We start from the raw sequence: 14,176 nt of genomic DNA on the forward strand, positions 1-14,176 counted from the left end.
GTTTCAAACCCTTCTATTCCCAATGGAGACTCGCTGTCGTAGGGTCGCGCCATGGCCGCCAACGACAAAGTGACATCCTTCGACATCGCCACGCTGGCCGGCGTGTCCCAGCCGACCGTGTCGCGCGCGCTGCGCGGCGACAAGACGGTGAGCGAGGCGACGCGGCTGCGGGTCGAGGCGATCGCCCGGCAGCTCAACTATACGGTGGACAAGAATGCCTCGTCGCTGCGGCGGGGCAAGAGCAATACGCTGGCCCTTTTGTTCTTCGAGGATCTGCTGCCCGACGAAAGCTGGATCAACCCCTTCTTCCTGTCGATGCTGGGGCCGATCCTGCAGACCTGCGCCAAGCGCGGCTATGACCTGCTGACCAGTTTCCAGCAGCTGTCGACCGACTGGCATGTCGATTATGAGGATAGCCGCAAGGCCGACGGCATCATCCTGCTGGGCTATGGCGACTATGAAATCTATCGCACCCGGCTGGAGCAGCTGGTGGCGCAGGGCACGCATTTCGTGCGCTGGGGATCGGTCGACCAGCATGCGCTGGGGATGACGATCGGCTGCGACAACCGGCGCGGCGGGCGGGACGCGGGCGCCCATCTGATCGCGCGCGGATGCAGCCGGATCGCCTTTCTGGGCGACGCATCGAGCCATTATCCCGAGTTTCGCGACCGTTATGCCGGCCTGTCCGACGTGCTGCGCGAGGCGGGGCATGCGGTCGACCCCGGCCTGCATGTCGATGCGCTGTCGACCGAGCAGTCGGGTTATGAGGCAGCGAGCCGCCTGATCGCGCGCGGCGTGAAGTTCGACGCGATCTTTGCCGGGTCCGACCTGATCGCGATCGGGGCGATGCGCGCGCTGGACGAACATGGGCTGTCGGTGCCCGGCGACGTCGCCCTGATCGGCTTCGACGACATCCCCGCCGCCAGCCTGACGCGGCAGCCGTTGACCACCGTGGCGCAGGACTATCTGCGCGCAGGCGAGGTGCTGGTCGACGCGCTGATAGGCCAGATCGACCGCAAGCCGGTGACAGCGACGCTGCTGGCGCCCCGACTGATCACGCGAATGACAGCTTAGAACTTCCCTCCCCTCCCTCTCAGGGAGGGGTTGGGGGTGGGTAAGCGAGCGGAGCGAGCCTTGCTAGCTTGGCCTCATGCGCCGCGTTCCTGAACATTTGACGGCCAATGCCCGCGCGCTGCGCAACGGCCAGACCGATGCGGAGCGGATGATCTGGTTGCGCATATCCCGCTATCGCCCGCGCTTCACGAGGCAATTGGTCATCGACCCCTATATTGTCGATCTGGCATGCCGTTCGGCGAAACTGGCGATCGAGTTCGACGGGAGCCAGCATCTGGATGCGCAGGCCTATGACGAACGTCGCTCCCTGTTTCTAAGGGAACAGGGCTGGACGGTGTTGCGCTTCTGGAATGGCGACGTGATCGAGAATCCGGATGGTGTGGTGGAGGCTATCTTGAACAGGGCCGCCGAGTGCCTCGGCGGTACCCACCCCCAACCCCTCCCTGGAAGGGAGGGGAGGAAGAAGAGCGGCTGAGCCCACTCCCTCTCCCCCAAAGAAAAACGGACCGCCCTCCCCTCTAAGGGGCGGCGGTCCGGGGAGGGGGATTGCCCGCGTGCAGTCGGGCAATCCGGGGAGGAATTTCAGGACTTGCCCGACCGGCGCGAAGGCCGGTCAGAACTTGCCCGGTCAGCCGCAGGCCGATCAGAACTTGTAGGTCAGGCCCAGATAATAATCGCGGCCGTAGCGCTGATAGTCGATGACCTGGCGCTTATCGCCATTCTGATAGGTGACGAAGGGCTGGTCGGTGAGGTTCTTGCCCTGCAGCAGGATCGACAGGCCGGTGAGCGGCCCCGACTGGAATTCATAGCCGATCTGCGCGTCGAGAATGCCCTCTGCCTTGGCGGTGCGGAAGGTCGGCGCGGCCGACAGGCCGGCGACTTCGCCCAGGAAGGACGAGCGATAGCGATAGGAGACGCGCGCCTGGAAACCGCTCTTTTCATAATAAGCGGTGCCGCTGGCGACCCATTTGGACAGGCCCGGCAGGGTGACGACATCGGTCGGGTTGCTGCCATATTTGACTTCGCTGTGGGTGTAGGAACCGCTGGCGAAGATGCCGAAGCCATCGAGTGTTTCGCTGAACACCTTGAACGGCAGCGAGACGGTGCCTTCCGCACCCATGATCGTGCCCTTGCCGGTGTTGGCCGGGGCCTTCAGCAGGCCGATATAGCTGCCGTCGGCGATGATCTGGTTGCGGATGTCGGCAGGCAGCGAGGCCAGCACGTCCGAGAAATCATAGGCGATATTGTTGTTGGGATCGACGAAGTCGGTCAGATTCTTGAAATAGCCCGCGAGCGAGACATAGCCGCCGCCCGGAAAATATTTCTCGATCGACAGGTCGATATTGGTCGACTGATAGGGACGCAGCGCGATGTTGCCGCCGTTCGAGCTGAACGGGCTATATTGCGGGTCGGAGCCAAGGCCGACATTGGCCAGGTTGAAATTATATTCCTGGTTGATCCGCTCCTGGTCCATGCGCGGACGCACCATGGTCTGGGCCGCGCCCATCTTCACGAAGAAGCCGGGTTCCAGCTCGACCGAGAATTGCGCGCTGGGCAGGAAATTGGTGAAGCTTTCCTTGCCCGAGGCCGGGACCACGGTGACGACGCCGTTGGAGAAGTTGGAAATGGTGCCGGTCGACGCCTGGCGAGTGTGGATCACCTGCACGCCGATCGCACCCTTGAGCGGCTTGCCGCCCAGATCGCCGTCCAGCGTCATCTTGGCATAGCCGGTGAAGACATCTTCCTTCACGACATTGTCGCGCACCAGCGACGAGGGACGATTGTCGAACACGGCGTCGAGCGTGTTGTTGTAGAGATAGAGCGGGTCGAGCGTCAGCATCGCCGGCACGCCCAGATAGTCGAGCGAGACATTCTTGCCGAGCAGTGCCTCCTGCGGCACCGGCGCCGAGCCGGGCGTGCCATTGGCGATGGTGCAATCCGTGCCGCCGGTGGGGCAGAGGAAATAGCTGGTATAGGCGCTGGTCTTCTTGCGCCGGCTGTAATTGCCGCCGACTTCCCAGTTGCTGAAGATGCTGCCCGAAATGTCGCCGACCAGGTTGGCGCGGAACGATTTCATGTCATCGATGAACTTGGGCCGGTTGAGGAAGCCCGCCTGCACGACGGCGGTGGTGCCGTTATAGCCCCAGCCATTGGGGTCGGTCAGGCTGATGACGTTGGTGTCGGTATAGTCGAGCGTCGGCACGATGCTGAACAGGCCGTTCGACTGGCGCTCGACGCGCACCGTGTCGGACACGCCCGACCGCAGATAGCCGGTGCCCGAATAGGTTTCGAGCAGGAAGTCGGTGCGCTTGGCGCGCGACCAGCTGGCATCGACATTGAGCTTGAGCCGATCGTTCAGGCGGATGTCGTTGTTCCAGCCGAGCGAAATGGTGTCGGCCTTGCGCTTGTTATAGTCGTTGCGCTGGACGCCATAGACGTTGGAGAAGGTGGCGCCGGTGACGAAGCCATTTTCGACGGTCACGTCGCTGACGCCGACGTCCGTGCCCCAGACGAGCGGGAATTCGATGCCGCGCAGGCGCTGTTCTTCCTCGAAATGCGAGGCGAGGACATCGAAGGTCGAGTGGAAATTATCGCTCGGCTGCCATTCCAGCGTACCGACCATGCCATAGCGCTTGAGCAGGTTCGACTGCACATAGGGCTTGGCGCCGCCGATGATCAGATTGCCGTCGGCATCGGTGGGATAGCCCCAGGCGTTGAAGCGTTCATTCTGCGACGGCGTCTGCGAGGCGGCGAAGCCCAGCGACAGGCCCAGCGTGTCGTCGGCGAACTGATCGACATAGGTGGCCGAGGCGCGATAGCCATAGCGTTCGCCATCGGGATTGAGCTTGTCCATGCCATTCATCTGGCCGCGCAGCGACACGGCGAGGATGCGGTCATTCTTGTCGAGCGGACGCAGCATGCGCAGGTCGACCGTGCCGGAGATGCCGGCGGCGATCAGCGCGGCGTCGGCGCTCTTGTAGACATTGACGTTCTGGAAGAATTCCGAGGGATACTGGTCATATTCGACGCCGCGATTGTCGCCGACGGTGACCTGTTCGCGGCCGTTGAGCAGGGTGGTCGAGAAGTCCGGGCCAAGGCCGCGGATCGACAGGCGCTGGTCGCGGCCTTCGAGGCGCTGGGCGGTGACGCCGGGCAGACGGGCGAGCGAGTCCGCGATCGACACGTCGGGCAGCTTGCCGACATCTTCGGCCGAGATGGAATCGACGATCAGCACGGAATCGCGCTTCACCTTGGCGGCGGAGGCGAGCGAGGCGCGGATGCCGGTGACGACGATGCCTTCGGATTCGCCGGCGGCGGGTGCGGCGGGCGTCGCGGTTTCGGCGTCGGTCTGCGCATGGGCGACCGCGGCGAACGAGAAGGAAGCCCCTGCCAGCAGCGCAGCGCGCAGGACGGTATGACGGAATTGATGCATGGCAGTGATCCTCCCCAGGACGCATCTTGAGCGTTTCTTGCCGACATGTGTCGGTCTGGTTCAAATAGCGCCGCGCCCGTCCCTCTGCACAGATTCCAGCATACGTATTCAGCCATATTCACGACATGGCCGGTTACCGTAGCGGAAATGGCCGAAATAGCGGGTTCAGCCGTGCGATAGGGCCGATGGCATGGGCGCAGCCGCCGACAAAAATATGCGGCTGATGCTTGAAAGCCACGCGCACTTTCCTAGATTGGTCCTGTCACTCTTCCCCCCTTTGGAGTGACACCTCCCTGAACCTGGCCCCGTCGTCGAGCTTGCTCCGGCGGGGTTTTCTTTTGCTCGCCAGAGCGGGTCAGGACGCGGGCAGGAAGCCGGCGCGTTGCAGCCGGGCGACCGAATCGCGCGCGACGGGGACGCTGAGCCCGCCATCCAGGGTGATGAGCCAGCTGCGCCCGGCGGGATCACAGCGCAGGATGGCGCGATGGGCGATCCACCAGCTGCGATGCACCTGCGCGCCGGCCACCCCCTCCATCTCCGCAATCGCGTCGCGCAGCCGCATCAGCAGCAATTCGCTGCCGCCCGCGCCATGGACGCGGACATAATGATCCTCGCTCTGCAGCGCCAGGATCGGCCCGGCAAAGCCGGCCGACAGGCGATGGCGCAGGGCGGGTTCGGTGGGGGATGTTGTGGCGGCGTATTCGGGAAGTGGGGCATCGGCGGGCGACGGCGCAGCGTGGCGCCGAGCCAGCCGCCGGTCGGTCTGTTCGGCCCATTGGGTCACGACCAGCACGGCAAGCGCGCAGAGGAAGGAAAAGGGCAGCAGGCCGGTAAAGCCGTCCAGGTCGCGAAAGGCGGTGCGGCCGACATTGCGCCAGAGGAAGGCCAGCGGCACGACACAGAGCGACACGCCGGAAAAGACGGTGATCGACATCGACAGGTCAATCCGCTGCGCCAGCCGGCGCAGCAGCCAGATCACCGGCCGGACGAGGATATAGGCCCCCATCAGCAGCAGCCACCAATGGCCGATCCGCCCCGGCAGCCCGTCGCGCATATAGGTGCCGAACGGCCCCATGAAGCCGATGATGCCGGCCAGCAGCAGCATCGCCCACAGCTCCAGCAAGATGCGTCGGTTGAAAATCGGCCGCTCCCCTCTCCGCCCCGCTTGTCGCCCTGCCCGTTCGCGAAGCGCCGGCTGGAAAATGCCCGGTTTTGCGGGACATTGGCAAGCCCTCTTTCCGCGTAACGGATTGGCGCTTGCCGGCGGGCGGGCAGGTGCCATCAGCAGAGCGGACGGCCGCCCCGCGCCCCTGGGCGACGGCCGAGACGAGGAAAGAATTTGGTGACCAAGCCCCCTTCCCGCCGACTGCCTATCTTGGCCATGCTGCCCATCCTGATCGGCGGGCTGGCGCTGGACGGCGGGCCGACCCTGGCCCGGCCTGGGGCGCAAGGCGCGCTGTTCGGCCAGCCGGTGATCCGCACCCTGACATTGCCCGCCGACATGCGGCCGCAAAGCGCCACCTACACGCCGTCGGGCCGGATATTGCTGACCTATGCCAAGCCGGGCGAGAGCGATCCGCGGCAGATCAACCTGGCCATCATGGATGATGATGGCAGCCATATCCGCCCAATCTTCAGCGGGACGATTCCCGCCCGACCGAAAGATAATGGCATCCGCTACATGGTGTTTGCCGACAATAAGCGCATCTTCCTGGGCGATTTCGTGATTGAATGCCCGACCAGCCTGGACGATTGCACGCAGGCGCAACTGGTGCCGGTCACCTATCCGCCGCAGGTGGCCGATGGCGCGCATATCTGGCATCGCTGGTCGGAAATGGTGGTGGCGCCGGACAATCGCCATATCGCCTGGACGACCCTGCTCGCCAATTATTCCGCCGCGGTGTTGACCGGCGAACTGACGCGCGGCCCGGATGGCTATGTCGTCACCCGGCCGCAGATCATCAGCAGCAGCGATCCCTTTAGCCCCGATCCGGCCCATGCCGATGGCGTCATCCCGTCGCCGATCCGCGGCGGCGAGGTGAAGCAGTTCGTCCATGGCGGCAGCGCCCTGTCGCTGGTCGGCGCGGTGAAGCGCGATCTGCCCGATTCGGTGGTGATGGACCTGGCGAGCGGCAAGGTGACGCCGATCACCGATACGCCGGGCTATACCGAAACGACGATCTTCTCGCCGGACGAGCGGTTGGGCATGGTGATGACCACCCGCTTTTCGCAGACCGACCCGGCGATATTGGGGCTGATGCCCCGCCCCTATCCCGACAGCCTGAACATGGGGCTGAGCATGTTCGCCTATACCTATGCCGTCACCGGCGTGCGCACGGCGCGGGCGGGCAATGTCGGGCCGGCGCTGATCGATATCGCCCGGTCGCAGCGCGAGGATGGCTATCAGGGCGCGAACCTCAGTAGCCAGGCCGACTGGGTATTTCATTCGCCCATGTCCTGGCATCCCGACAGCCGCCGGGCGACATGGATCGAGGGGCTGCGCGGCAGCGAGACCAAGCGGGTCCAGATCGTCACCCTGCCCGGATACAAGGCCGGGCCGGCGGTCGCCCCGCGCGCCGTGCCCGACAGCCTGCCCTATGGCGATACCGACCTGTCCACCCTGTCGGTGTTGGCGGGCAAGAGCCAGAATATCGACGTGAAGGTCTATGGCCGGCGGTCAGGCCATATCCAATATCGGCGCACGAGCGGCGCCATCGAGAAAATCTATGTCGATTTCAGCGACGACGGAAAGCAGGTCTATAGCGGGCGCGAGACGACGCAGATCAACATGCGCGGCCAGTCCAGCTACGAAGCCGACATCCGCCTGACCGGTCCCCGCCCCGGCATCATGAAGCTGCAGATGACGTTCGGACCGCTGGGCGGCGCCAAGCCCGCCGCGACCGACTTCACGCCCCAAGCCGATGGTCAGCCGCGCAGCCGGGGCTTTGCCGAATATGGCGGCCGGCGCCTGAGCGTGGACCGGCTGGCGCCATGAAGAGCCGCCGGACGATCAGGCCATGGCGCTGATCGTCCGGCGGAAGCGGGTGAGTGCGATCAGGAAGAAGGCGATGCCGATCGCGGCGGTGGCGGCGAATTGCGGCCAGACGACGCCGATGCCGGCGCCCCGGAACAGGATCGCCTGACCCAGTTCGACGAAATGGGTGGTCGGCGCGAACAGCATCACATCCTGCACCAGCTTGGGCATGGATTCGCGCGGGGTGGTGCCGCCCGACAGCATCTGCAGCGGCAGCAGCACGAGGATCATCAGCATGCCGAATTGCGGCATGTTGCGTGCCAGCGTCGCGAGGAAAATGCCCATCGAGGTCGTGGAGAACAGCACCAGCGCAGCGCCCGCGAAGAAGAGCGCCAGCGATCCGGCGACGGGCACGTGCATCAGCCCCTGCACCACCAGGTTGATCGACAGGGACGAGGCGAGCAGCACGACCAGCCCCATCGACCAGACCTTTGACAGCATGATCTCGAACGGGGTGACCGGCATCACCAGCAGATGCTCGATCGTGCCATGTTCCCGCTCGCGGATCAGCGCCGCGCCGGTGAGGATGATCGACAGCATCGCGATCTGGTTGATGATCTGTGCCAGGGCGCCGAACCAGGTATGGTTGAGCGTCGGATTGAAGCGTGCCCGCACCGCCAGGTCGACCTTGGGCACGCTGTTGGCGCGATAGCGGTTGACGAATTCATTCACTTCGGCGGTCGCGATCTGCTGCACATAGCTGCTGCCCGAAAAGGCCTGGCTCATGCGCGTGGCGTCGGTGTTGAGCTGGATTTCCGCCGTCCGGCCGGCCAGCACGTCGCGCTGGAAGCCATGGGGTATGTGGAGGACGAAGGTGAAGTCGCCCGCGTCCATGCCCGGATCGATCTGCGCCGGCGCAATCATCCGGGGCAGCGTGAATTGCGGCGGATAGAAAGCGGCGACGATCCGCTGTGACAGCGGCGATTCATCCTCATCGACGATTGCGATGGCTGCATTGTGCAGCGTTTCCGGCTTGGAATTGGCCGAGGTATAGATGGAGACGGTGAAGACGAACAGGATCAGCACCAGCATGATCGGGTCGCGCCACAGGCTCCACAGCTCCTTTACGCCCAGCCGGTAGATGTTGGAAATCGTCGCGAGCATCGGCGTCAGGCCTCCTGCTTCTTGAGCAGCATGATCGCGATCCCGACGATCAGCGGCGCGGAAATGGCGAGCGGCAGGAAGGAGCCGGCCAGGTCCGAAAAGCCCAGCGCCTTGGCAAAAACGCCGCGGCTGATGGTGAACATGTGGCTGGCGGGATAGATGTCGCCGATGATCCGCGCGCTGCCCTCCATCGAGGAGACGGGGTCGGTCATACCGCCATAGGTGGTGGCCGGGATCATCGTGCCGATCATCGCCAGGAACATCGCGGCGATCTGGCTGCGCGTCACGGCCGAGGCGAGCAGGCCCATGCCGGTCGCAGTGACGCAATAGATGGCGGCGGCCAGCAGCAGGGTCGGGAAGCTGCCCTTCACCGGCACGCCGAAGATGAAGATCGCCATCAGCACCATCAGCAGGAAGTTGATGAGCGCCAGCACGACATAGGGAAGCTGCTTGCCGAGCAGGAATTCGCTGCGGCTGACCGGCGTCACATAGAGGTTGATGATCGACCCGATCTCCTTTTCGCGCACCACCGCCAGCGCGGTCAGCATCGCCGGCAGCATGAGCAGCAGCAGCGGGATGACGATCGGCACCATCGCCGGCAGGCTCTGCACATCGGGGTTGTAGCGATAGCGGTTCTCGATCGAGAAGCTGCTGCCGACCGCGCTGCCGCGCGCGGCCGCCTGCTGGCTCAGCCAATGCTGGTGCAGCCCTTGGATATAGCCCTGCACGGTTTCGGCGCGCTGCGGATTGGCGCCGTCGAACCAGGCGCCGACCGTGACCTTCCGCCCGGCCGCGATATCCCGGCCGAAGCCCGGCGGAATCTCGATCACCAGCGCCAGTTCGCCATCCTTCATGCGCCGGTCGAGATCATCATAATCGCGGATCGGCGCATGTTCGACGAAATAGGAGGAGCCGGAAATGTCGAGCGCATAATTCTGGCTGAGGATGCTGTTGTCGCGGTCCAGCACGGCATAGTTCAGCTCGTTGATGTCGGTGGTCATGCCGAAGCCGATCACCAGCATCAGGATCAGCGAACCGATCAGCGCGAGCGTCGCACGGACCGGATCGCGCTGCAGTTCCAGCGTCTCGCGCCAGGCATAGGTGAGCGCGCGTTGCGGGCTGAAGCCGCGCCTTATCGTGCCATGTTCCGCCTGCGCCATGTCCTTGAGCGCGCTTTCCTCGTCGGGCGGGCGGGTGTCGCCGCCGGCATCGACCAGATAGCCGATGAAGGCCTGTTCCAGATCAGGCGCGCCGCGCTTCTCGATCAGGCGCGCGGGCGCATCGCTGTCCAGCACATGGCCCGCATGCATCATCGACATGCGATCACAGCGCATCGCCTCGTTCATGAAATGGGTGGAGATGAAGATCGTGACCTTGTCGCGGCGCGACAGCTCCGCCAGCAATCGCCAGAAGCCGTCGCGCGCCACCGGATCGACGCCGGAGGTCGGCTCGTCCAGGATCAGCAGTTCCGGCTTGTGGACCATCGCCACCGCAAGGCTGAGGCGCTGGCGGATGCCGAGCGGCAGGCTGTCGGGCAGTTCCTCCATCACCGGGCCAAGATCGAACCGATCGGCCATTTCCGCGACGCGGGCGGGAATATCCTCGCGCGCGACATGGAAGAGATGAGCGTGGAATTCCAGATTCTGGCGGACGGTGAGTTCGGTGTAGAGCGAGAAGGCCTGGCTCATATAGCCGACCCGCTTGCGCGTGGACATGTCGTCCGGATCCACTGCATTGCCGAACAGCCAGGCCTTGCCCTCGGTGGCGGGCAAGAGGCCGGTCAGCATCTTCATGGTGGTCGACTTGCCGCAGCCATTGGACCCCAGAAAGCCGAATATCTCGCCCCGGCGAATACGGAAGCTGACATGGTCGACCGCGGTGAAATCGCCAAAGCGCATGGTCAGGCCCTGCGCCTCGATCGCGATGTCATCCTCGCTGGCTTCGAGCGGCGGGATGATGACCGGCTCATGACCGCGCTTCTTCTCCTCGGGCAGCAGCGCGATGAAGGCTTCCTCCAGCGAACTGGTGCCGGTGCGCGCGAAAATCTCGGCCGGGGTGCCGGTGTCGAGGATCTGCCCGTCATCCATCGCCACCAGCCAGTCGAAACGCTGCGCCTCATCCATGTAAGCGGTGGCGACGATGACGCTCATCTGCGCCTGGGTCTGGCGGATGTCGTTGATGAGATCCCAGAATTGGGCGCGGGCCAGCGGATCGACGCCGGTGGTCGGTTCGTCCAGGATCAACAGGTCGGGATCATGGATCAGCGCGCAGCACAGGCCGAGCTTCTGCTTCATGCCGCCCGACAGCTTCCCCGCCGGTCGGGCAAGGAAGGGGTCGAGGCCGGTCGCGCGGGTGAGCGCATCGATCCGCCGTCGCCGCTCCGCCCCGTCATGGCCGAACAGGCGGCCGAAAAACTGCAAATTCTCCTCGACCGACAGGGTGGGATAGAGATTCTTGCCCAGCCCCTGCGGCATATAGGCGATGCGCGGGCAGACATCGCTGCGATGGCGCTTGTCGCGCATGTCGCCGCCCAGCACATGGACATCGCCATCCTGGATGACATGGGCACCGGCGACGAGGGAGAGCAGGCTGGACTTGCCCACGCCATCGGGTCCGATCAGGCCGATCATCCGCCCACCCGGTATGTCGAGATCGATGCCGCGCAGCGCCTGCGTCTTGCCATAATGGAGGCGGACGCCGGACAGGCGGACGACCGGATCGACCGTCGGCGCGCCGATGAGGTCGGCCTGGTTCACTGGACTGCCCGCGATCCTTCGGGAAGGGCGCGGACCGCAAGCGAGGCGGGCCAGGCAACGCCTGGATCGATCCGGACATAGGCCATGCCGGGCAGGCCGGTCTTCACCTGGGCGATATGCTTGCGCAGCAGCGCCGGATCGATCCGTGCCTTGACCCGGAACATCATCTTCTCGCGCTCGCTCTGGGTTTCCACCGTCTTGGGCGTGAACTGGGCGACGTCGGCAACGAAGCTGATCCGTGCCGGGATCGGATAGTCGGGAATGGCATCGAGCACGATCCGCGCCTCGCTGCCGATGGCGACGCGGCCGGCGGCGGTAGCGGGCAGGAAGAAGCTGATCGTCACGTCGGACAGGTCGACCAGGCTCAGCACCCGGCCACCGGCCGTCACCACCTCGCCGGGCTGGGCGACGCGATACTGGACGCGGCCGTCGCGGGGCGCGCGCAGGCTGCTGTCGTTGATGTCCGCCTCGATCCGCTGGATGGTGGCACGGCCGGCCTCCACGCGCGATCGCGATCCGATCACCTGGTTGCGGGCATTGGTGATGGCGACCTCCGCCGAGGCAAGCTGGGCACGGGCCGCCTCTACGGCGGCGGCGGCGCCTTCGGTCTGGGCGGCGTCGTCATCGCGTTCCTGCACTGCGGTCGCGCCTTCGCGGGCCAGGGTTTCGGACCGGGCGAGGCGCTTGCGCGAGGCGTTGAGTTCGGCGATGCGCTGGCGCACCACGGCCTGGGCCGCGGCCTTCTCGCTCTCGCGTTGGGCGACCTGGGTCTGGGCGACGAGGACGGCATTCTGCGCCTCTGCCAGTTGCGCGACGGCCTCGGTCCGCTGTGCGTCCAGCACGTCGACATCCATATGGGCAACGATCTCGCCGGCCTTCACCAGCTGCCCCTCATCCGCGACGATATCCTTGATCCGTCCGGCAGACTTGGAGGCGACGTCGATTTCTGTCGCTTCCAGCCGGCCATTGCCGCCGACAATGCCTTCGGGCAGGCCGGCCGGCTTCAGCAATGTCCAGAGCAGGAAGGCGATGCCGGCCACCGCCGCCACGATCAGCCCCCTGACGATCCAGCGCTTGTTCATGCTCATGGTTCCCCCTGGTTCCCGGACGGGGCGGCCGCGATGCCGCGATTGACCACAAAGCCGCCGCCCAGGGCGGCATAGAGGCTGACGATGCTGGAGAGTTCCCCCCGGCGAAGCTGGACCAGCGCCTGTTCCGCATCGAACAGGTCGCGCTGGGCATCGAGCACTTCGAGATAGGTGGAGCGGCCATTGTCGAAGCGTAGTTGGGCGAGGCGCGCCCGTTCCCGCTGGGCATCGACCAGTTGGCGCGTGGTGCCGATCTGCAGGGCGATCTGGCGGCGCCGGACCAGCGCGTCGGATACATCGCGAAAGGCGGACTGGATCGTCTTTTCATAGGTAGCGACGGCCTCGTCCCGGCGCGCCTGCGCCACGTCCAGATTGCCCTTCAGCCGGCCGGCGTTGAACAGGGGCAGACGGATCGTCGGCGAAAAGCTCCACACCTCGCTATTGCCGCCGAACAGGCCGTCCAGATCCGGGCTGGTCGTGCCATAGGCGCCGGTCAGGCTGATATTGGGGAAGAAGGCGGCGCGGGCGGCACCGATATTGGCATTGGCCGCGCGCAGCTGATGCTCGGCGGCAACGATGTCCGGCCGGTTGGTGAGCAGTTCGGATGGCAGGCCGGCGGGCACCTGATAATCGCCGCCCGGCCCGGCCAGCCGCAGCGATCCGGGCGCAATCTCCATCGGCTGGCCGACCAGCAGCGCCAGCGCGTTGCGATTGACCGCGCGGTCGAGGTTCAGCACATGCATGGTGGTATCCGCCTGGGCCAGCAGCACCTGGGACTGGGCCAGGTCCAGCTTCGACCCCGACCCCACCTCATAGCGGCGGCGCATGATCCGCAGCGTTTCCTGCCGGGTGGTGATCGACTGCTGGGTAAGGGCGGCGCGCTCCTCATATTCGCGCTCCAGCAGATAGCCGAGCGCAACCTGCGCGATCAGGTCGGTCGCGACCGCGCGGCGCGATTCCTCGGACGCCAGAAACTGTTCGCGGGCGGCCTCCTTCAGATTGCGCAGCCGGCCCCAGAAATCGATTTCCCAGCTGGCGCTCAGTTGGGCGGTGATCGATTTCACATCGACGATCTGGTCGCCGATCACCGGCAGGCTGTAGAAGGTCTGACCGCGCGTGCCCGTCGCCACCGCATCGAGTTGGGGATAGAGCGAGGCGCCCTCGATCCGCCAGGCGCCGCGCGCCTGCGCCACGCGGGCGGCGGCGATGCGAATGTCCCGATTATTGGCCAGCGCCTGGGCGACCAGCCTGCGCAATTCGGGATCGGGAAAAACCTGCTCCCAGTCGCGCCCGGCCAGCGAGCCACCTTCGGGCGTCGCTACGGCATAGCTGTCGGGCACCGGCAGGGATGGCTGGACATAATCGGGCGCAAAGGAACAACCGGCCAAAGAAAGAGCCAGAAACATCGCCAAAGCTTCAGGTAAAACCCTCCCCAGCGAGCCATGATCTATCGCAAAATCGGAATTGCCAAGCGACACCAAGCACTCCTTTTCGAGCAACATGGACCCGTATTCAATCGATATAGCATCGACCGATTTCATCTATTCTCGATTTTGTGAGACATGATGTTTCAAAACACCACAAAGACTCACGAACAACTTATGCCTCTAATATATTTGTGTTTATCGACCACAACCAGTATCGTCAATCGCACCTGACCTGACCGCTCGCGCCGTTGCGAGGGGCG

9 protein-coding genes are annotated in these 14,176 nt (G+C 64.9%); 3 read left to right on the forward strand and 6 right to left on the reverse strand.

All coding sequences use genetic code 11. From position 1 onward, the window contains the following. Positions 1-51 precede the first annotated feature (51 nt). Both E5554_RS21825 and E5554_RS21830 read left to right on the forward strand, forming a co-directional pair. Entirely contained in the window at positions 52-1,074 is a 1,023-nt protein-coding gene (locus E5554_RS21825) for a LacI family DNA-binding transcriptional regulator (protein WP_136188068.1), read from the forward strand. A 76-nt stretch (positions 1,075-1,150) separates the two neighbouring features. Beyond that, on the forward strand, positions 1,151-1,549 hold the full coding sequence (locus E5554_RS21830) for a DUF559 domain-containing protein (protein WP_136188069.1): 399 nt from the start codon (positions 1,151-1,153) through the stop codon (positions 1,547-1,549). Positions 1,550-1,717: 168 nt separating this feature from the next. Here E5554_RS21830 and E5554_RS21835 read toward each other — a convergent pair whose 3' ends face one another. Together E5554_RS21835 and E5554_RS21840 are read right to left on the reverse strand one after the other, a co-directional pair. Beyond that, positions 1,718-4,507, reverse strand: a complete 2,790-nt coding sequence (locus E5554_RS21835; RefSeq protein WP_010338929.1) for a TonB-dependent receptor — start codon at positions 4,505-4,507, stop codon at positions 1,718-1,720. Between the two features lie 355 nt (positions 4,508-4,862). Beyond that, positions 4,863-5,612: a LytTR family DNA-binding domain-containing protein gene (locus E5554_RS21840; RefSeq protein WP_136188446.1), complete on the reverse strand. Its 750-nt coding sequence runs from the start codon at positions 5,610-5,612 to the stop codon at positions 4,863-4,865. A 237-nt stretch (positions 5,613-5,849) separates the two neighbouring features. Between E5554_RS21840 and E5554_RS21845 the strand changes: the two genes are divergently transcribed. Further along, positions 5,850-7,502 carry a hypothetical protein gene (locus E5554_RS21845; RefSeq protein WP_136188070.1) on the forward strand — a complete coding sequence of 551 codons (1,653 nt, stop codon included), beginning with the start codon at positions 5,850-5,852 and terminating at the stop codon, positions 7,500-7,502. Between the two features lie 15 nt (positions 7,503-7,517). Here the strand turns inward: E5554_RS21845 and E5554_RS21850 are convergent, their stop codons facing one another. From E5554_RS21850 to E5554_RS21865, 4 genes are read right to left on the reverse strand one after another with little or no spacing between them, the layout of a single operon-like run. Further along, positions 7,518-8,645 carry an ABC transporter permease gene (locus tag E5554_RS21850; protein ID WP_017500701.1) on the reverse strand — a complete coding sequence of 376 codons (1,128 nt, stop codon included), beginning with the start codon at positions 8,643-8,645 and terminating at the stop codon, positions 7,518-7,520. Positions 8,646-8,650: 5 nt separating this feature from the next. Then, a complete protein-coding gene (gene rbbA / locus E5554_RS21855; RefSeq protein ID WP_281729014.1) occupies positions 8,651-11,401 on the reverse strand; it encodes a ribosome-associated ATPase/putative transporter RbbA in 2,751 nt (916 codons plus the stop codon). Beyond that, positions 11,398-12,489 (reverse strand): HlyD family efflux transporter periplasmic adaptor subunit, encoded by a 1,092-nt coding sequence (locus tag E5554_RS21860; RefSeq protein WP_004208404.1) that lies wholly within the window; start codon positions 12,487-12,489, stop codon positions 11,398-11,400. The genes rbbA and E5554_RS21860 overlap by 4 nt, the downstream gene beginning before the upstream one ends. Beyond that, on the reverse strand, positions 12,486-13,877 hold the full coding sequence (locus E5554_RS21865; RefSeq protein ID WP_247594330.1) for an efflux transporter outer membrane subunit: 1,392 nt from the start codon (positions 13,875-13,877) through the stop codon (positions 12,486-12,488). Before E5554_RS21865 ends, E5554_RS21860 begins: the two co-directional genes overlap by 4 nt. Positions 13,878-14,176 lie beyond the last annotated feature (299 nt).

Origin of the sequence: Sphingobium sp. PAMC28499 (assembly GCF_004795815.1) — a bacterium.
Classification (GTDB): Bacteria; Pseudomonadota; Alphaproteobacteria; order Sphingomonadales; family Sphingomonadaceae; genus Sphingobium; species Sphingobium yanoikuyae.

What these genes read in the sequence shown, in the direction of transcription:
- E5554_RS21860 (WP_004208404.1), bottom strand. Translation starts at nt 12,489, where the DNA reads ATGAGCATGAACAAGCGCTGGATCGTCAGGGGGCTGATCGTGGCGGCG.
- E5554_RS21835 (WP_010338929.1), bottom strand. Translation starts at nt 4,507, where the DNA reads ATGCATCAATTCCGTCATACCGTCCTGCGCGCTGCGCTGCTGGCAGGG.
- E5554_RS21825 (WP_136188068.1), top strand. Translation starts at nt 52, where the DNA reads ATGGCCGCCAACGACAAAGTGACATCCTTCGACATCGCCACGCTGGCC.
- E5554_RS21830 (WP_136188069.1), top strand. Translation starts at nt 1,151, where the DNA reads ATGCGCCGCGTTCCTGAACATTTGACGGCCAATGCCCGCGCGCTGCGC.
- E5554_RS21850 (WP_017500701.1), bottom strand. Translation starts at nt 8,645, where the DNA reads ATGCTCGCGACGATTTCCAACATCTACCGGCTGGGCGTAAAGGAGCTG.
- E5554_RS21840 (WP_136188446.1), bottom strand. Translation starts at nt 5,612, where the DNA reads ATGCTGCTGCTGGCCGGCATCATCGGCTTCATGGGGCCGTTCGGCACC.